This is a genomic window from Methanohalophilus portucalensis (assembly GCF_002761295.1).
Classification (GTDB): domain Archaea; phylum Halobacteriota; class Methanosarcinia; order Methanosarcinales; family Methanosarcinaceae; genus Methanohalophilus; species Methanohalophilus portucalensis.
Map to the genome: position 1 here is coordinate 92,236 of NZ_CP017881.1, position 18,972 is coordinate 111,207.

Here is an 18,972-nt window from a genome sequence, read left to right on the forward strand (position 1 = left end):
TGCCGAAAACAATATTAATGTGATGGTTTGTATGGGCAATTATCAACAAGTTTCATAATGGTGGGTGGGCTCAATGCAAATTAATCTTAAACCAATCGGTGTCATAAAAAAATCCGGGAAAAATTCAGAAATTCTGATATATTCGGAATTTGAGCAGGTAATCAGGAATATGCTCTCCAGGACAGGTAAAACCGCTGTTGAAGGAAATGATGTGCTGGTAGTCCATAAAGGTGACAAGAAGGATGGTCATCAGTTACAGGTTTCCAGAACAACTCTCCTTGAAAGGGCAGGTAATATACTGAAGGTAGGGCGGATGAAAGCCGATTATGACTCGGTGCTGGATATACGCCTCGATACGGATATTCAACTTCATCAAACCAATTTAAGAGGACACTGAATGGGTGTAGATATAGGGGACATACTGGAAAAAAAACAGGTTGGATTGGATGATCTTGCTCACAGGACTGTGGCGATTGACGGATATAATACGCTTTACCAGTTTTTGAGTATCATCAGGCAACGTGACGGTACTCCACTGAAGGATTCCAGAGACAATATCACATCCCATCTCTCCGGTATCCTGTACAGGATGACCAATCTTTTTGAAGCCGGTATAAAACCTGTTTTTGTTTTTGATGGCAAACCTCCTGATTTCAAGGCAGATACAATTAGCCAGCGTAAAAAGTCCAGGGAAGAGGCCCGTACAAAATGGGATGAAGCAAAAGAAAAAGGCCTGTCAGAGGAAGCCTACAAATATGCACAGGCTTCTTCAAAGGTAGATGCCCGGATAGTGGATGATTCGATGCAACTTCTGGATTTCATGGGAATTCCCTGTGTACAGGCTCCTTCTGAAGGTGAAGCACAGGCAGCCTATATGGTGAACAAAGGTGATGCAGATTATAGTGCTTCCCAGGACTACGATTCCCTGCTTTTCGGTGCTCCGAGGGTAGTGCGCAATCTTACAATTACGGGTAAACGCAAATTGCCGGGCAAGAATGTTTACATTGATGTAGAACCCGAATCTATTGATCTTATGCAAAATATCAAGTTACTGGATATAGACCGTCAGCAACTGATCGGTATTGCACTGTGTGTGGGTACTGATTATAATAAAGGGCTGGAGAAAGTCGGCCCCAAAACCGCCCTTAAATTAATAAAACAACATGGCAGTATTCATAAGGTTCTGGAGCATAGGGGTGAAGCCATTGACGAGCTTGATGCAAAGATCGATTTTTTCCTGAATCCGCCTGTAACTGATGCTTATGAACTCAAATGGAAATCTCCACAAAAGGAAAAAATAGTGGATTTCCTTTGCAAACAGCACGATTTCTCTGAGGAGCGAGTTCTCAAAGCTTTAGATCGTCTTGAAAAAGCCAGCAAACAGCGAAGTCAGCAAACCCTGGATCAATGGTTTTGAATAATTAGTGGTTTACCTGTCATTTCTTGGGGTTGTTTTATTGCAAGCATTTGCAGGACACTCGGTGCAACATCGGCAAGGATTCCGTTTCTCATTTTAATATTTTGTTTTTCTGAAATACATATGCATTTAACCGGGTTGCTTGTGTGGGCTGTATGGGGCTGGTCTCCATGGGCTTCTTCCATTTGTTCCGCATTTCCGTGGTCAGCGATTATCAATGCTTCACCGCCTTTTTGTTGTATTTTAGTTATTACCTTTCCCACACATTCATCCACAGCCTCTACGGCTTTGATAGTAGGTTCAAAGAAACCGGTATGTCCCACCATGTCCATGTTGGCAAAATTGAGTATGATCACATCATAATTTGCGGATTCGATCCTGCTGGTGAGTTCTTCAGCAACTTCATAGGCACTCATTTCGGGTTTAAGATCATAGGTTGCAACCCTGGGTGAGGGAATGAGGCATCTTTCTTCTCCTTTGAATTTCTTTTCCACTCCGCCATTGAAGAAAAAGGTGACATGGGCATACTTTTCAGTTTCAGCGATACGCAACTGGGATATATTTTCCCTGCTCAACACTTCACCAAGTGTATTTTTTATTTCTTTTTGAGGATAGGCAACAGGTACGTCCAGTTTTTCATCATACTGGGTCATGCAGACATAGTGCACCTGTGGATGCTTTTTCCTCTCGAAGCCTTCGAATCCATCTTCTACAAATGCATAGGTAAGTTGCCTTGCCCTGTCCGGGCGGAAATTGAACATGATCACAGAATCGTTATCTTCAATTGTGGCTACAGGTTTGCCCTTCTCCTGAATAACAGTGGGTTTGACAAATTCGTCATTTTCTCCTCTTTCATAGGCAAGCTGTACTGCTTCCACAGGATCTTCAGCAGTTATTCCTTCCCCCAGTGTCAGGGCGTCATAGGCAAGTCGGGTACGTTCCCACCGTTTGTCACGATCCATTGCATAGTACCTGCCGGATACACTGGCAGTTTTTGCGATACCATTTTCCCTGCAGAATACTTCATGCTCTTTCATATCCTCAAGAGCGGCCCGGGGGGGTACATCCCTGCCGTCAAGGAAAGTATGGATGAATACTTCACTTAAGGCTTCCCTTTTAGCCAGCTCTATCAGGGCACGCATGTGTTCTATGTGACTGTGGACTCCTCCATGGGAAAACAGTCCCATGATATGCAGTTTTGATTTTTTTTCCTGGACATTCCTGATGGCATCAAGCAGGACCTGGTTTTTGTAGATCTCTCCATTTTTGATTGCCAGGTTTATCCGGGTCAGGTCCTGGTAAACAATTCTGCCTGCACCTATGTTGAGATGACCCACTTCGGAGTTTCCCATCTGTCCCTGTGGAAGGCCCACAGATTCGCCTGCAGCCTGCAAGAGGGAGGTTGGGTTTTCTTTTTCTAACCTGTCAAGGACAGGGGTTTTGGCCTGTGCTACAGCATTTCCTTTTATGGAGGGTGAGTATCCCCATCCATCCAGTATCATTAACAAGAGAGGTTTTCGGTCCAGTGTCATGCTTTCACTCAAGCTTTTATGCTATATAAGGAATCAGGAATGTATAATTTTATGGCAATAGATGAACCATCAAGCTTTATATGAATGACAACAATAAATTTATATTAAGTTACACTTCATGAGTAATTAGTTCAATAATTCCCTCATAACAACACCTGTAATTTTTATGTGCAAGTGTTATCTGTATGAATCTATTATATATGATGCTGTAAATTTATGAAGGGCCTTTATGAAGAATGCAAAAATAATGATAGTCGAGGATGAAAATATAGTTGCTATGGGAATTAAAAGCAAACTTGAATCTTTAGGCTATTCCGTTCCCTGTACCGCATCTTCCGCAGAGGATGCTATACGCAAAGCCGATCTTTTTTATCCGGATCTGGTTTTGATGGATATTTTGCTGAAAGGAGAAGGTGACGGGATTGTGGCAGGAGATTATATCAGGAAAAATTTTGATATTCCTATAATATATCTAACTGCTTATACTGATGAAGAAACCCTTGAAAGGGCTAAATTAACACACCCTGCCGGTTATATATCCAAACCTTTCAAATTAGAGGATATCCATACCAATATTGAGATTGCACTGCACAAAAATGACCTGTCTGCTGATTCCTGATATCACGGAGTATTTTAATACATGGCCAGGGCTTTGATTTTTGATATGGATGGCATTCTCATTGATTCAATGCCCCACCATGTTAAAACAATTAACCGGGTATTCGGTGCTGTGGGAATACACCTCGATGAACAAACCATCTATGACATGGAAGGTTCCAGAACAATTGACATTGTAACCCACATATTAAAACGCAAAAACATCGATCCTGAATCTCTGGACATTGAAGGCCTTCTTGCACAATATCAGGAGGAATTCAAACGCACGGCCAGTTTCAGACCCTTTGACCAAATACGTGAGATTTTGCCACAGCTAAAGGGGCATTTTCTGTTATCCATGGTATCGGGTGCCGACAGGTCAATTGTCAGGCATATAGTGGATGATTTTTTCCCGGGCATCTTTGATGCGGTCATCAGCGGGGATGATGTCAGTAAAGGCAAACCCGAGCCGGAGCCATTCTTAAAGGCTGCCCATATTCTTGAAGTGAATCCCACGGATTGTGTTGTGGTGGAGAATGCAACAAAAGGTGTAGAAGCGGCTAAAAGAGCAGGGATGTATTGTGTGGCTGTCCCTACTTATGTCTCCCCGGATAAACTGGAGAAAGCAGATAGGATATTTGAAAATCACGAAGATCTGGCACTGTACCTTTTATCATTGAAATAAGTTCAGATAATATCTTCTATTAATTTTCTTTTCCGGTATGCAAGCCCTTCGAAACGGGCAACAGTTTCTGCCCTTTCATCTGTGACAGTTACAGTGTAGGTTGCGATTTTGGGATTCAGTGATGTTTCGAAAGCTTCTGCTTTAAGGATTCCCTCAGTGGCCGCCTTTGGATAGCTTATGTTGGCATTGATAGCAACAGCCACTTGTCCGTGAGAATTTGCTGCTGCTGCAAATGTGAAGTCTGCGAGGGTGAATATGGCACCTCCCTGTACTGTACCCAGGCCATTCTTGTGCTTGTCTTCTATTTTCATGGAAGCTTTTGCATAGCCATTTGCAACTTCCAGCAATTCGATTCCGATATACCGGGCAAACAGGTCTTTTTTTAGCAATTCTTCTGCGTCTTTCATAGTGAAACATACTTTCTGATGTATAAAAAGATTAGTTCTACTCTATTTATTAGAATTATTTTCAGAGGCAAATTCATTTTGAAGATGCTTTGTAAAATTCAATATCAAAGAATTCATATAATGAAACATGCTACATATTTTGTGGTAAACATGAAAAATTGGTGTATAATAATTGTAGCGATGCTTCTCCTATTTTTTGCTATTGGGTGTGTAAGTGAAGATACAAGTACTAATCAGGAGGAAACTGTACAAGAAACAGATGACAATGATGTACCCAAATCAAGTTCGCTAAACGAGAATGAGGAGACTACAAACAATGTTACTATCGTCCAAGAAACAAAAGATATTTTAAAATCAAATGGATACGAAGCAAATGTAACTATAGAGGAAGAAACCATGAATGTCAATTTTGATGCATCGACATTTACAAAAACAGATCTCAAGTCGATGACACATAAATGTCTCAATATTATGACTGATCATTTGCCAAATCAAAGAGTACATGTATTATTCTATGATGACAACGTTCAAAAAATTGCTTTTGGTAGATATACAGAGCACAATGATGAAACAACAATTTCCATTTATGAGTATACAAAATATCCTCAGGTTGAAAAAACCACTGAGAGGATGTTTGATTCATATGAATTCGATGCTGATGTTGAATTAAGCCAAAGAGGTATGTTGGTCTATTTACATACAAAAGGAGTATCCGATTCAGACCTTCGTAAAATATCAGAAAACTGTGTCAAGGTCATGGTGAAAGAAATACCAGAACAAAATGCTAGAGTATTTATTTATAATGATGCGGATCAAATGATAGCAGACGGATATTATATAGATTGGTTGGATAAGATTGATATCGTGGTCTATTGATCATTCATTTAACTTTTTTTATTTTTCAAAAGATAAAAATATATCTCTATTATGTTCAATTCATATATTGAGAAAACTAGCAATAGGTAACCTTTTTTTTAATAGTGTCCTGCTCCAAAGTAAAAAAAGTTGATGCGGACCCGGTGGGATTTGAACCCACGACCACCGGGTTAGAAGCCCGGTGCTATATCCTGGCTAAGCCACGGGCCCAGGATAGTGATGCGACATGAAATAGGATTTGGTGCATAAAAGCCTTTTGTCAACTGTTGGATATGAGTTTGCAAATATTCATATATATTATGATTACATTTGTCCATCTTAATACTGATAAGTCATATTAAGAGGGCTGAAAATGAGTGAAGTTCTGGTTTATTATAACGGTGATTATGTCCCCAAATCCGAAGCAACCACTTCTGTCTATGACCATGGTTTCCTCTATGGTGACGGTGTCTTTGAAGGGATCAGGGCATACAACGGCAGGGTATTCAAGTTAAAAGAGCATGTGGATCGTTTATTTGATTCTGCAAAGGCCATCGCAATGGAAATTCCTATCAGCAGGGAAGAGATGAGTCAGGCAATCCTGGAAACCCTGAGAAAAAATGATCTAAGTGATGCATACATAAGACCCATCGTGTCCCGTGGTGTAGGGGACCTTGGTCTTGACCCTCGCAAATGCAAAACTCCCAATATATTCATCATTACCCAGGAATGGGGGGCAATGTACGGGGATCTCTATGAGGTTGGTTTGAAAGCAGTCATGGTCGCAACCCGGCGCAATGCTCCCGATGCTCTCTCCCCTAATATCAAATCCCTGAATTACCTGAATAATATTCTGGCAAAGATCGAGGCCAATGCCAAGGGTGGGGACGAAGCGATATTCCTGGACAGCAACGGCTACATCTGCGAAGGTTCCGGCGATAATATCTTCATCATAAAGAATGGCAAAGTCTATACTCCGCCAACAATTTCCAATCTGAAGGGTATTACCCGTGCAACAGCTATTGAGTTACTAATGGAAAGGGGTTATGAGGTACTTGAGGAAAATGTAGGGCTTTTTGATTTATTCACAGCAGATGAGGTTTTTGTAACCGGTACTGCTGCAGAAGCCGCCCCCATTACAAAGGTTGACGGAAGGCTTATCGGAGATGGAAAACCAGGACCCATTACCGGGGAAATGGTAAAGGCTTTCGAGGAGATCACAACTACTACCGGTACTCCGATCTACGAATAAGTATTGAAGGTTGCATAAACTAAGATGCGCAAAATACTCAATCATCTAATATCACTGGAAGAGGCCAGGCAAATTCTGGCCTCTCTGCCCGTCAATTGTGGAGTGGAACATGTTTCACTTGTACATGCCGATGGTCGCATACTTGCAGAAAAAATAGTATCTGACATCAATGTTCCATCCTTTGCCAAAGCACTCAAGGATGGTTATGCTATCCGTGCCGAAGATGTACCTACGCAGGGCACATGTTTGTTACTGAAAGCCTATGTCCCTGCGGGAAGAGGGGATATCCTATCCCTTGGAAAAGGTGAAGCTGTGGAAATTTCCACCGGGGCCCCGATTCCACAGGAAAGTGATTCTGTTGTTATGGTGGAAGATACCACTCTTGAAGAGGGGAAAGTGTGTATCCATAGTGAGGTGCGTCAGGGCCAGCACATCCTTCCTGCAGGCACTGATATTTCCAGAGGTGAGACTGTTCTTGAAGCAGGACAAAAGCTGTCTCCTGCAAAGATTGGTATCCTTGCGGCTCTGGGCATCAATAATACAATTGTGAAAAATCTGAAAGTGGGTATTATCTCTACCGGGAATGAATTGACCGAGCCTGGTAATCCTCTCGATCCTGGCAGGATCTATGATGCCAATTCCTATACTCTGTCAGCTGCAATCAGACGTTTGTCGGCAACTCCTGTAGCCTATGGTATAGTTGGGGATGAACCTGAAAAAGCCCGTTCTCTCCTTTTGGAGGCAGCTTCTGAATGTGATATCGTATTGACAACCGGTAGCACATCGGCAGGTTCGGATGATTTCATCTACCGGTTAATGGAAGAAGAAGGGCAAATCCTGATGCATGGCTTAAAGTTCAAACCCGGTAAACCGGTAATTATTGCATCGGTCAGGAATATTCCCGTGATTGGATTGCCCGGTAATCCTACAGCATCCCTGATGGTATTCAATGAGATCGTGTCCTCGCTTGTAAGAAAGGGGCTGGGGATTTCTACTCCTGAAAGACAACGGATGAAAGCAACCCTTATGGATGATGTGTATTCAGATAACAGGCTGGAATACCATTGTGTGGAAGTAATTGATGGCTGTGCTTATTCGGCGGATAAAACCTCTGCTTCAATAACCACACTGGCAAAGGCCGATGGTTTCATTGTAATAGAACCACAAATCACTTTTGTGAAAGCCGGGAATGAGGTTGAAGTCACTTTCTTTGAGAATTGATTCCGGTTTCATTGGCTCTTTTAGAAACTTATTTATTGCATATGTATCAATGCACCGTTATGTTTGTCCATACATAACACTTAAAGCATAAGGTGGTTGAATGAAACGAAATAATCAGATAATACTTCTGGTAGCAACAATAACAGTCTTAGCTACGGTCGGTGCATATCTGGCCAATTCCGCTGCATCATCCGCGCAGGAAACTGACAGTGAGGAAATTACGGTATCTGCGGCTGCCAGTTTGACGGAAAGTTACCGTGAGATAGTAAAACAGTTCGAGGCTGCCAATCCTGATATTGAGGTCAATCTCAACCTTGCAAGTTCAGGTTCCCTGAGGATGCAGATTGAGGGGGGAGCACCGATCGATGTTTTTGCTTCAGCATCCCAGAAACACATGGATATTCTGGATGCGAAGGATATGATAGATGCTGATTCAAGACGGGATTTCGCCCGCAATAGTCTTGTTATGATAGTGCCTGCAGGTACAAACCAGATCGAAACTCTTGAGGACCTGGACTCAGAGGAGATCACAAAGATAGCCCTGGGCAATCCTGAAACTGCGCCGGTGGGACGTTATGCAAAACAGGGGCTTGAAGAGGCAGGGCTCTGGCAGGCTATTGAAGGCAAGACAATATTTGCGGAAAATGTGAAACAGGTCCTTGTGTATGTGGAACGCGGGGAAGTGGATGCAGGATTTGTATATATGACCGATGCACAAACCTCTGAGAGCGACAATATAAGGATTGTAGGAGAGGTGCCGGTAGATGCCGATATAAGTTATCCGGTGGCAATCCTGGCAGATTCTGAAGACAAGGAAGCATCCCATAAATTTATCGACTTTGTAACAGGGCCAGAGGGCAAACGTATTCTGGAAGAGTATGGATTTAAGGTAGAGTGAGTTTTGTGCTTGAGCAGGCCATTTATCCCCTGTATATAACCCTGAAGATAGCCACCCTGTCAACGATACTGGTGGTGCTGGTTGGCCTGCTCATTTCCTACCTGCTGGCACGCCGTGATTTTACGGGCAAAAACCTTGTGGATATTCTGGTGACCCTGCCCCTTGTATTGCCTCCCACGGTAACCGGGTATTTGCTAGTCATATTGCTCGGGAAGAGTGGTGTGCTGGGTCAATCTCTTTTCGAAATTACGGGGTTTGGCATTCTTTTCACATGGCAGGCAGCCGTGATCGCTGCATTTGTGGTGTCCCTGCCATTGATGGTTAAGACCACGTCCGCTGCGATAGGGAGTGTGGATAGGGAACTGGAATATGTGGCTTATACACTGGGCCACAGTGAACTGGAAACTGCCCTTTTTGTGACCCTGCCCCTTGCAAAGAAAGGAATTGTAGCAGGGCTGGTGTTGAGTTTTGCAAGGGCTGTGGGGGAATTCGGTGCGACCCTTATGGTTGCGGGCAACATTCCCGGAAAAACAAATACCATGTCGCTTTCTATTTACACTGCTTTCCAGTCAGGCAATGACAGTCTTGCGAATATTCTTGTTGTAATCCTTGTAATAATGTCACTTGTTTCCATGGCTGCAACTGCAAAACTTGTTAACAGGTGGAAGGTGTGAGACATGACTGGTAATATTCAGGTCGGTATAGAAAAGCGATATTCAGGCCAGGAGGATGCCCCGGATTTTAATCTGGATGTTAATTTTGCTGCTTCAAATGAGCTGGTTGTCCTCTTTGGGCGCTCCGGTTCGGGGAAAACCACAACCCTGAGGTGTATTGCAGGCTTGGGGAAACCCGATGTGGGTTTTATTGAAGTTAACGGCAAGGTATACTTTGACAGTGAGTCAAAAAAGAACCTGTCCCCTCAGGACCGCAGACCGGGTTATGTTTTCCAGAATTATGCCCTTTTTCCGCATATGAACGTGGCTAAAAACATCACTTACGGGTTAAAAGGCAAACCGGATGCTGCAAAAGAACAAAGGTTACATGAGATGCTGGAACTTCTGCACATAACGGGCCTGCAGGACCAGTATCCTTCCCAGCTTTCGGGAGGACAGAAACAACGAGTTGCCCTGGCCCGCGCCCTGGCTCCCAATCCTGACATATTACTTCTGGATGAACCCTTTTCAGCACTTGATATGGTTGTCCGGATGCGCCTGCGGGAAAGGATAAGCAGTATCCAGGAGACACTGGATATCCCTGTGTTGTTCATCACTCACAATCCGGTTGAAGCCTTCACGCTGGCCGACAAAGTAGTGGTATTGCATGAGGGTTCTGTGCAGCAGGAGGGCAGGCCGGAGGACGTTTTCTATGGTCCGTGCAACAGGCATGTGGCAGAACTTGTGGGCGTATCGAATATTTTCGATGCCGATTTTGCAGGCAAGTCTGAGAATGGATGTGTTCTGAACACGGATTCGATCTCAATAACCACCACAACGAATGTTGATGCGGGTGGCAGTTATTCCTGGGGTGTGCGGCCGGAGAATGTGCATCTCCATCCGTCCCGGGAGGACATTAACGGTTGCAATATTTTTTCCACGACTGTGCGCAGTGTTGTCAACAGGGGGGCAAGCAGGGTTGTGGCTGTGGATATTCCGGTTGGCGGATCAGTGCTGTTATCGGAGATGGATAACCGCAACTTCGGGAAACTGGATATCGGGCCGGGTTCGCAATGCTTGGTGGAAATCGATCCCCAGGATGTACTTGTGTTTGCCCGGGAGGACCCTGCCGGCTGAATACAGCGGGTAAAATCAACAAAAATTATGGGATTGCGGAAACGGGAAAGTCTTTTTAACATTGAAGTGGTGTTAGGTGGCGATGAGCGTCGAGGACGATATTGCCAATATTGAAAAAGAGATTCGAGACACTCCTTATAACAAAGCAACATCTCATCATGTAGGTAAACTGAAGGCCAAGATTGCCCGGTTGCGTGAGGATCTCCAGAAGAAAGCTTCTGCCAAATCCGGCGGTGAAGGTTACGGAGTACGTAAATCAGGAAATGCTACGGTTACACTGGTAGGTTTTCCTTCAGTTGGTAAATCCACTCTCCTGAACCGGCTTACCGGGGCAAACTCTGAAATCGGTGCTTATGAATTCACAACCCTGGATGTTATTCCCGGTGTAATGGAACACAAAGGTGCATCCATACAGATCCTGGATGTACCAGGTCTTGTCAGAGGTGCGGCCAGCGGACGTGGCCGGGGTAAGGAAGTTATCGCAGTTGTGCGTAACAGTGATCTGGTAGTTTTCATGCTTGATGTTTTCCAGACAGAACACTTTGAGGTTCTCAAAAAGGAGCTGTATGATGCCGGTATCCGGCTGGGCCAGCGTCCTCCTGATGTCGTGATCAAGAGGAAGGATCGCGGTGGGATTACTGTGAGCAGCACTCTCGACCTTGATCTTTCGGAGGACCTTATCAAGGCAATCCTGGATGATTATAAGATAAACAATGCCCATGTGCTTATCAGGGATGATATAGATGTGGACCAGCTGATCGATGTAGTAATGGGCAACCGTGTCTACATTCCCGATGTGACTGTCATCAATAAGGTGGACCTGGCGGATGAAAGCATCCTGCCTAAAGTAAGGAAGAAGTTCCCGGATTCCCTGCTGATCTCTGCCAATAAGGGCACTCATCTGGAAGAGGTAAAGGATATGATCTTCAATTCCCTGGATTTCATACGGATATACCTTAAACCCCAGGGTGAGCCTGCGGATATGGAGGAGCCGCTTATCATCCGTAACAGAAGTACGGTGGGAGATGTGTGTGATCACCTGCATCGCGATTTCCGGGATAAGTTCAGGTATGCCCAGGTATGGGGTGAATCGGCCAAACACCCGGGCCAGCGTGCAGGGCTGGACCATGTGCTCGAGGATGAGGATATCTTGACCGTGATCATACAGACGTGAACTTATTTTTTCATCCCATTGTTATCTGGATGGCAGTTGGGTATTTGTGCATGATAGAGTAGGCCATGCTTTTGCCGACCCAGACCTTGCCCTGGCGCATGCGGTACATCTCCCCCAATTCCGAGAGATTTTGCAGGGCCCTGAGGGCATGTCTGTCATTGAGGAAACAACTGTCTTCCACACGGAAATCAAAGAAAAAGAGGATGGGCAGTTTCAGTCTGTCATGCAACTCTGAGGGCATTTCCTCTCCCAGCATCCCGATTACTTCTTTGTCGAATACGTACCTGTCTCCTGCCCGGGTTCTGGAGTGTGGCACCTCTTCCTCAAGCAACTGGGCCAGGGTCTTTCTCTGTGCCACTATTGCCCTGTTGATCTTGCCCATTTCCCCTTTCATCCAGCGGGCAAACACCGGGTTATCCGAGTCGGGCAATCTTCCTGTCATGTATTTCCTCCCACACAATGATCTGCTGGCAACCGCCGGGCAGAATAGCCGTAAATTGAACCTTATATCAGGAAATAAGCAGATCCCCTTACATAAAAATTAAGTAGGATTATGCGATTATCACAGTGAGCAGTAGCAGTCCCGTAGGGTAGTGGTCAATCCTTTCGGCCTTTGGAGCCGAAGACCCTGGTTCGAATCCGGGCGGGACTACCATCATATTGTCACAAGTCCTATAACTCAGGCAATTGATTTTTCTATTTTATTTATTACAAGTGCAAAAAAATAACCATTAAATACCGTATTCTATCTTTTCAACGTCAGTATTTCTCAACTTCACTACGGGCATTTCCTGATATGCTCTACGTTTGTCTGCTTACATCAAGGAACCAGAAAAAGATTGTAAATAATCTGCCGTAAATTACATATTCATAATTGGTTATGGTGGCACATTGGCAAATTCAAATATTCATGAAACAGTGTAAAGTTGAAGGCAAAATCACTATATTCGATAATTCACAATTGGCCTTTTTTGCAGAATAACAAAAGTTGCAGACATATTGTCTCTCATGACCACTGTTTTAATTCGTTAAACATCGATTTCTTTTAAATTACAAACTTTATTTTGTATATTCATCTACGACCTTATTATCCCTATTGCACAGCGTGGACACATCTCCATCATTATTCCAAACAATCCATACTCCAAATCATACCTGAAAGTACTTGCATCATCCACAAAATAGGATGTATTAGTAATTACATCCTGGCATATAGTATATAATATTTGGAACAATATCCTTTTACCAATATGTAAAGAACATTATAGAAAAAGACACATTCTCATAATCATATATGGCCCATTTCTTCAGTTGGTGAATGTATAATAGTACCTGTAAGTCCTCAAATAACCACATTAATCCCACATATACTTAATTTGTGCTATTAATGAAGGATATATTAACAAAATAGTAAAAAAGAAGTCCACTCTTAGAGCAGGAGTCTCTTTCCGTGAAGAGAGGGATAGTTGACATGGATTTGTCCAGAGTAAAATTTTTTGTGTAATCGGTTTTTCAGCTGGAAATCATTATATATTAATTAACATATAAATTATAATAACCAATTTCCATATACAATTTACTATTTATTATAGCATTGTAGCATTGTAGAAGGGTTAGTATATGATACAAAAAAAATTCCCTAAAAATAATCTTAGAGACAAAAATAGGCTTTTTTTATTAACACTAGTTGTTACAATTTTTGTCATGATAAGTGGATGTGCAGACAACTTTGATGATTCAAACGAAAGCGTAATAGTGAATAATCAAACAGAGAATCAAAGCGATTTTGAATCTAATGATGACGAGAATGTAACAGATACAGACTCGGTGCAGGAAAAAGATGATCCTGAGCCAGATGTAAAAGAGAATGATACATTTACTATACGTGTGAGTTCAGGTGGTTCCGGCAGCAGTTCAAAATCTTCTACACCATCGGTATCGGTAACTCCCAGTGGTATACTGGAAGTAGATCCAATGTCAGTAAGCAATAATACTAAGATAAACATAACAGTACTATACGAGGTAGGAGAGAGTCTTAATAACGGTACAGTTGAGATGGACATTCCATCTGAATTCATTGTAAATAATTTGACGGATATCATTTCTATCTCAAACAATTCAACTACTGTTTCAGAAAACTCAAAAGCATCCTATGATGCAAATAATGTACTTTCAGTTGAGAATTTGAATATCAATAAAGCTGATTTTGTAAATTTGACACTTACAAACTACAGTGTAAATTCCTCCGGGTCCTATAATTTCGCTGCTAGTTCTATGGATACCGGAAAAGAAATGAGCGATAAAGTTTATGCAACGTTTACTGTCTACAATGATAATGCTTATTTGAAGAATTTGTCTGCATCTAAAGGAGATGTGGACCCATCATTCGACTCAACAGTATATAATTACAATACGAGTGTAGATTATAATGTCGAACAGATTGATGTAAAAGCAATTCTAGAGGATACAAAAGCAACTCTTAAAGTCAATGACACGACTGCAGCCAGTGGTGATGCAGCTACTGTTACACTAAACGACCCAGGGACAAGCACTGAAATTATAATAGAGGTTATTGCAGAAGATGGAGAAACTTCCAAGAATTATACTATAAATGTGAGCAGGTCAAATTCGCCTTCACTCAGGGATGCCAGTGTAGGAATAACAGAGGGTAGTGTTGTTTTCTCATATGAATTCTATAATGAGACGGGTTCATTGTTTACATACGGTGATGCACTTGCAAGCCCCTATCTACTTAACAACACAAGTTCAACTGTGACCCTGGTGAATGAGTCTGGAGCATTGACGGATACCATTACTCTTGAAGAACTCGGTATTGATGCAGCTGGAAATGTTTCTTATCAGAATGTAACAGAGGTCGGAGAAACGTTCAACATTGCTAATATAATGCAATGGGGATATCCAACCAATATTACACTGAATCTGACAGGTGGACAGGGTGAATATACATGGAGTTTTAACGGAACAGTTGATTTCAATGCTGGAGATATAAATGCATTCACCTTAATAATCCCAGGTAGCATAACTGGCCAGGTAACAAATACATCAGGAGCACCTCTTGAAGATGTATTTGTTCAAATTGAGGATATGGAGCAGTACAATGCAAGTACTAACCCAAGTGGTATTTATATCATCGAAAGAGTACCTGCAGGCACTTACAATGTGACAGCCGGTATTGCCAACTACATGAGCAATACAAGTGAATCGGTGGTTGTGAATGCAGCCCAACCTACAACTGGTGTCAACTTTGAACTTATAAGTACAGACTCAACTCTTGGTGATCTTCAAGTCAACCCGGGAACTCTGGACCCTGCATTTGATGCTTTGGAGACAGATTACAATGTATCGGTAAGCCATACCGTAGATGAAATTAATCTTACAGCTATTCCTTCCTACCCGCAGGCAAGTATTACCATAAACAATTCTGCCTACAACGTTGGTAACGAAAAGACAGTCTCACTGCAAGACCCAGGAGAATCAACTGAGATAGCTATTGTTGTGGCTGCCGAAGATCAGACAAACACCAGCACATACAATGTCACGGTGGAAAGAGCAGCAGTACCAACATACAATGTAACGTTCAATGTTACAGATGGAACCATACCAATTGAAGGGGCCCAGATTAACATTTCAGAGAATACACTTACAACAAACGAATCGGGTATATCCAGTATCGATCTGATAAACGGAACCTATGATTATAATATAACAGCCAAAGGATATTATCCTGAAAACGGCAGTGTAACAGTGGAAGGTTTACCTGTTGAAATACAGGTCAACATGGATGCCATACCGGTTATCAGGGATGCCAGTGTAGGAATAACAGAGGGTAGTGTTGTTTTCTCATATGAGTTCTATAATGAGACTGGTTCATTGTTTACATATGGTGATGCACTCGCAAGCCCCTATCTACTTAACAACACAAGTTCAACTGTGACCCTGATGAATGAGTCTGGAACACTGACGGATAAGATTACTTTTAAAGAACTCGGTGTTGACACAGTCGGAAATGTTTCCTATCAGAATGTAACAGAGGTCGGAGAAACGTTCAACATTGCTAATGTAATGCAATGGGGATATCCAACCAATATTACACTGAATCTGACAGGTGGACAGGGTGAATATACATGGAGTTTTAACGAAACAGTTGATTTCAATGCTGGAGATATAAATGCATTCACCTCAATAATCCCAGGCAGTATAACTGGCCAGGTAACAAATACCTCAGGAGCACCTCTTGAAGATGTATTTGTTCAAATTGAAGATATGGAGCAGTACAATGCAAGTACTAACCCAAGTGGTATTTATATCATCGAAAGAGTACCTGCAGGCACTTACAATGTGACAGCCGGTATTGCCGACTACATGAGCAATACAAGTGAATCGGTGGTTGTGAATGCAGCCCAACCTACAACTGGTGTCAACTTTGAACTTATAAGTACAGACTCAACTCTTGGTGATCTTCAAGTCAACCCGGGAACTCTGGACCCTGCATTTGATGCTTTGGAGACAGATTACAATGTATCGGTAAGCCATACCGTAGATGAAATTAATCTTACAGCTATTCTTTCCTACCCGCAGGCAAGTATTACCATAAACAATTCTGCCTACAACGTTGGTAACGAAAAGACAGTCGCACTGCAAGACCCAGGAGAATCAACTGAGATAGCTATTGTTGTGACTGCCGAAGATCAGACAAGCACCAGCACATACAATGTCACGGTGGAAAGAGCAGCAGTACCAACATACAATGTAACGTTCAATGTTACAGATGGAACCATACCAATTGAAGGGGCCCAGATTAACATTTCAGAGAATACACTTACAACAAACGAATCGGGTATATCCAGTATCGATCTGATAAACGGAACCTATGATTATAATATAACAGCCAAAGGATATTATCCTGAAAACGGCAGTGTAACAGTGGAAGGTTCACCCGTTGAAATACAGGTCAACATGGATGCCATACCGGTTATCAGGGATGCCAGTGTAGGAATAACAGAGGGTAGTGTTGTTTTCTCATATGAATTCTATAATGAGACGGGTTCATTGTTTACATACGGTGATGCACTTGCAAGCCCCTATCTACTTAACAACACAAGTTCAACTGTGACCTTGGTGAATGAGTCTGGAGCATTGACGAATACCATTACTCTTGAAGAACTCGGTATTGATGCAGCTGGAAATGTTTCTTATCAGAATGTAACAGAGGTCGGAGAAACGTTCAACATTGCTAATATAATGCAATGGGGATATCCAACCAATATTACACTGAATCTGACAGGTGGACAGGGTGAATATAAATGGGTGCTAGAAGAGACCATTAACCTTACATCATCTGACATTGCTGCCTTCATGAAAATGGTAAGTACACCTCCTGATGGAGATCTTCTTGATGCTGCTGCAGGTTCGGACTTTATGGCAGTGCTCTTTACAAGGGACGGGGATCTCTATCATAAACAGATTGGAGCAGAGGAGACCTGGTCCTCTGAGATTCTTGTCAATAAATCTGCCAGTGAAGGAAAGATTGTTGTCGATAGCGGGGATAAAACACATGTGACTTATACCACAAACAACGGAACGATTGCCTACAGAACAATGGACAATGGCGGGTGGACAGGTGCCCTCTACATAGGGTCCAATAATGCAGGCGAATGTTACTGGCCAGATGTAGATGTTGATTCAAGTAACGATCCACATATAATATATGTCGATACAATGGGCGATACTGCTGGAACAAGAAATCAACCTGACCTTATGTATGCATCCCTGAACAATGACGAGTTCAACAAGGTGCTTTTGGCAAGTGGTAATTATGATAGAGATTGGAAAATGGGGTCATATCCAGGAGAAAAACCTCCGCAAATAGCAATGGATGCTAACGATAATAGATATTACCTGTATCAATCAAGGTCATATAGCCATGACATGTTTGTCGACCATTCTAGAAGAATCGATGTTGTAGGAGCCAACACTGAAAGCCTGGGATCGATCAGTAGCAATACCAATAGATTCGATATCTATGATCTGAAAATCGTTGATTCCAAGCTCTATGCTCTCTACAGGGACGACGTCCATATAAAAGCCAATGAGATGAACATCGGTGCAGCTGGACAGATAACTTCACTCGTGGACAAGGTCGTCTTTGATGCAAGCTCTGCATACTCGCTGGATGTCGCATCGAGTGATATTGTCATCGGCAGCAAGGACGGAGATAATCTGAGAGTCCATTACAACGGTATCCCGGAGACAGCCACTGAGATCAATGTCAAAGGAGATGCTGTCTCGATTGTGCATATGGGCGGAAGTTTCTATGCTGCTTACACGGACAATGAGGATGGTATCATCAAATTTGTAGAAATTCACGAACCCATCCTTTAAATATGCAAATAACCCCATGAAGATGGGGTTATCTTTTTTTTGAGAAACATCATCTATTTCAGTACTTAGCTATTCTTTGAATCTTATATTCATTGGGTTTTTCTAATATTTATCTTGCAGTCGCCCTGGGTGTAATTATAGAATCGATAGCAATGGAAATTTTGAATGTAAAATATTATTCCCTTACACCTCATAAATAAGGAGTATTTTGCGTGTATGGATAATGCCAGTTAACTGGGAGCATTCTTACATAATTCAACCGAATGCGAAAACTTCGCATGCACCTGTTTGCTTGATTTTTCCGACTATGACGATTATGACAGTTTATTTGAATTCATAAATCTGTCATTCCTAAATCAAAAAGTTCAAAAAATTAATTTTTTCATATCTTTCTGTCGCTGAGATACAACATCGTGTGGCTGTGCCACACTCAAACTGGAAAAGCCGCAAGTGGAAAAGGAGGGCGGAATTGCTATAACATTTTTTTAGCATTTTTGAAAATTATGTATTGCTTTATATGGTTCGTTTTGGAAAATGGGTTGAAGCGAATCGCTAAATTATTTATAATTTAGTTTCTTCCTGCAAAACTACAAAAAGGGTACAATAGCCATACGTGTCTTCTGTATAGGTACGACTTTAGATTTCAAATTCAATGATACTTTGATGTATATGGCGGCAACTAACATAATGCACATTTTTCTTTCCACTAAATTCCTTCACTGTACAATGAATATCCTTGCAT

General features: G+C 42.3%; 15 protein-coding genes and 2 tRNA genes. 13 read left to right on the forward strand and 4 right to left on the reverse strand.

Annotation, left to right across the window (positions count from 1 at the left end; genetic code table 11):
• Positions 1 to 73: 73 nt before the first annotated feature.
• On the forward strand, positions 74 to 397 hold the full coding sequence (locus BKM01_RS00520) for a hypothetical protein (RefSeq protein WP_072361369.1): 324 nt from the start codon (positions 74 to 76) through the stop codon (positions 395 to 397).
• Complete coding sequence (gene fen, locus BKM01_RS00525; protein WP_072361366.1) at positions 398 to 1,417, forward strand: flap endonuclease-1; 1,020 nt, start codon at positions 398 to 400, stop codon at positions 1,415 to 1,417. It abuts the gene before it with no gap.
• On the opposite strand, the gene gpmI is transcribed toward fen, so the two are convergent.
• Positions 1,405 to 2,949 carry a 2,3-bisphosphoglycerate-independent phosphoglycerate mutase gene (gene gpmI, locus BKM01_RS00530; RefSeq protein WP_072361363.1) on the reverse strand — a complete coding sequence of 515 codons (1,545 nt, stop codon included), beginning with the start codon at positions 2,947 to 2,949 and terminating at the stop codon, positions 1,405 to 1,407. The two genes, fen and gpmI, sit on opposite strands and share 13 nt — an antisense overlap.
• Before the next feature lie 229 nt (positions 2,950 to 3,178).
• Here gpmI and BKM01_RS00535 point away from each other — a divergent pair, with 229 nt between their 5' ends.
• Both BKM01_RS00535 and BKM01_RS00540 read left to right on the forward strand, forming a co-directional pair.
• The gene (locus BKM01_RS00535) at positions 3,179 to 3,568 is read left to right on the forward strand and encodes a response regulator (RefSeq protein WP_072361359.1); all 390 of its coding nucleotides are present in this window, start codon (positions 3,179 to 3,181) and stop codon (positions 3,566 to 3,568) included.
• Between the two features lie 21 nt (positions 3,569 to 3,589).
• Complete coding sequence (locus BKM01_RS00540; protein WP_072361355.1) at positions 3,590 to 4,231, forward strand: HAD family hydrolase; 642 nt, start codon at positions 3,590 to 3,592, stop codon at positions 4,229 to 4,231.
• 2 nt (positions 4,232 to 4,233) lie between these two features.
• Here BKM01_RS00540 and BKM01_RS00545 read toward each other — a convergent pair whose 3' ends face one another.
• Positions 4,234 to 4,638, reverse strand: a complete 405-nt coding sequence (locus tag BKM01_RS00545; protein ID WP_072361351.1) for a PaaI family thioesterase — start codon at positions 4,636 to 4,638, stop codon at positions 4,234 to 4,236.
• 120 nt (positions 4,639 to 4,758) lie between these two features.
• Between BKM01_RS00545 and BKM01_RS00550 the strand changes: the two genes are divergently transcribed.
• The gene (locus BKM01_RS00550) at positions 4,759 to 5,514 is read left to right on the forward strand and encodes a hypothetical protein (RefSeq protein WP_072361349.1); all 756 of its coding nucleotides are present in this window, start codon (positions 4,759 to 4,761) and stop codon (positions 5,512 to 5,514) included.
• 135 nt (positions 5,515 to 5,649) lie between these two features.
• Here BKM01_RS00550 and BKM01_RS00555 read toward each other — a convergent pair.
• Positions 5,650 to 5,724, reverse strand: a tRNA-Arg gene (locus BKM01_RS00555).
• Between the two features lie 142 nt (positions 5,725 to 5,866).
• Here BKM01_RS00555 and ilvE point away from each other — a divergent pair.
• The 6 genes from ilvE (at position 5,867) to BKM01_RS00585 (ending at position 11,828) form a co-directional block, all read left to right on the forward strand.
• Positions 5,867 to 6,745, forward strand: coding sequence for a branched-chain-amino-acid transaminase (ilvE, locus tag BKM01_RS00560; RefSeq protein ID WP_072361346.1), 879 nt, complete (start codon positions 5,867 to 5,869; stop codon positions 6,743 to 6,745).
• A 24-nt stretch (positions 6,746 to 6,769) separates the two neighbouring features.
• Positions 6,770 to 7,966, forward strand: a complete 1,197-nt coding sequence (locus BKM01_RS00565; protein WP_072361343.1) for a molybdopterin molybdotransferase MoeA — start codon at positions 6,770 to 6,772, stop codon at positions 7,964 to 7,966.
• 100 nt (positions 7,967 to 8,066) lie between these two features.
• The gene (gene modA, locus BKM01_RS00570; RefSeq protein WP_072361339.1) at positions 8,067 to 8,864 is read left to right on the forward strand and encodes a molybdate ABC transporter substrate-binding protein; all 798 of its coding nucleotides are present in this window, start codon (positions 8,067 to 8,069) and stop codon (positions 8,862 to 8,864) included.
• 5 nt (positions 8,865 to 8,869) lie between these two features.
• Complete coding sequence (gene modB, locus BKM01_RS00575; RefSeq protein WP_072361642.1) at positions 8,870 to 9,538, forward strand: molybdate ABC transporter permease subunit; 669 nt, start codon at positions 8,870 to 8,872, stop codon at positions 9,536 to 9,538.
• A 3-nt stretch (positions 9,539 to 9,541) separates the two neighbouring features.
• Positions 9,542 to 10,654, forward strand: a complete 1,113-nt coding sequence (locus BKM01_RS00580; protein ID WP_072361336.1) for an ABC transporter ATP-binding protein — start codon at positions 9,542 to 9,544, stop codon at positions 10,652 to 10,654.
• Between the two features lie 82 nt (positions 10,655 to 10,736).
• Positions 10,737 to 11,828: an OBG GTPase family GTP-binding protein gene (locus tag BKM01_RS00585; RefSeq protein WP_072361333.1), complete on the forward strand. Its 1,092-nt coding sequence runs from the start codon at positions 10,737 to 10,739 to the stop codon at positions 11,826 to 11,828.
• Between the two features lie 10 nt (positions 11,829 to 11,838).
• Here BKM01_RS00585 and BKM01_RS00590 read toward each other — a convergent pair whose 3' ends face one another.
• Entirely contained in the window at positions 11,839 to 12,270 is a 432-nt protein-coding gene (locus BKM01_RS00590; RefSeq protein ID WP_072361329.1) for a DUF61 family protein, read from the reverse strand.
• Positions 12,271 to 12,407: 137 nt separating this feature from the next.
• Between BKM01_RS00590 and BKM01_RS00595 the strand changes: the two genes are divergently transcribed.
• Positions 12,408 to 12,483, forward strand: a tRNA-Gln gene (locus BKM01_RS00595).
• 1,049 nt (positions 12,484 to 13,532) lie between these two features.
• Positions 13,533 to 18,230: a cadherin-like beta sandwich domain-containing protein gene (locus BKM01_RS00600; RefSeq protein ID WP_159446105.1), complete on the forward strand. Its 4,698-nt coding sequence runs from the start codon at positions 13,533 to 13,535 to the stop codon at positions 18,228 to 18,230.
• Positions 18,231 to 18,972 lie beyond the last annotated feature (742 nt).

Coding starts and splice junctions, on each gene's coding strand:
- ilvE (WP_072361346.1), top strand. CDS start 5,867: ATGAGTGAAGTTCTGGTTTATTATAACGGTGATTATGTCCCCAAATCC.
- BKM01_RS00585 (WP_072361333.1), top strand. CDS start 10,737: ATGAGCGTCGAGGACGATATTGCCAATATTGAAAAAGAGATTCGAGAC.
- fen (WP_072361366.1), top strand. CDS start 398: ATGGGTGTAGATATAGGGGACATACTGGAAAAAAAACAGGTTGGATTG.
- BKM01_RS00520 (WP_072361369.1), top strand. CDS start 74: ATGCAAATTAATCTTAAACCAATCGGTGTCATAAAAAAATCCGGGAAA.
- BKM01_RS00540 (WP_072361355.1), top strand. CDS start 3,590: ATGGCCAGGGCTTTGATTTTTGATATGGATGGCATTCTCATTGATTCA.
- BKM01_RS00535 (WP_072361359.1), top strand. CDS start 3,179: ATGAAGAATGCAAAAATAATGATAGTCGAGGATGAAAATATAGTTGCT.
- BKM01_RS00550 (WP_072361349.1), top strand. CDS start 4,759: ATGAAACATGCTACATATTTTGTGGTAAACATGAAAAATTGGTGTATA.
- BKM01_RS00590 (WP_072361329.1), bottom strand. CDS start 12,270: ATGACAGGAAGATTGCCCGACTCGGATAACCCGGTGTTTGCCCGCTGG.
- BKM01_RS00600 (WP_159446105.1), top strand. CDS start 13,533: ATGATAAGTGGATGTGCAGACAACTTTGATGATTCAAACGAAAGCGTA.
- BKM01_RS00565 (WP_072361343.1), top strand. CDS start 6,770: ATGCGCAAAATACTCAATCATCTAATATCACTGGAAGAGGCCAGGCAA.
- modA (WP_072361339.1), top strand. CDS start 8,067: ATGAAACGAAATAATCAGATAATACTTCTGGTAGCAACAATAACAGTC.
- BKM01_RS00545 (WP_072361351.1), bottom strand. CDS start 4,638: ATGAAAGACGCAGAAGAATTGCTAAAAAAAGACCTGTTTGCCCGGTAT.
- gpmI (WP_072361363.1), bottom strand. CDS start 2,949: ATGACACTGGACCGAAAACCTCTCTTGTTAATGATACTGGATGGATGG.
- BKM01_RS00580 (WP_072361336.1), top strand. CDS start 9,542: ATGACTGGTAATATTCAGGTCGGTATAGAAAAGCGATATTCAGGCCAG.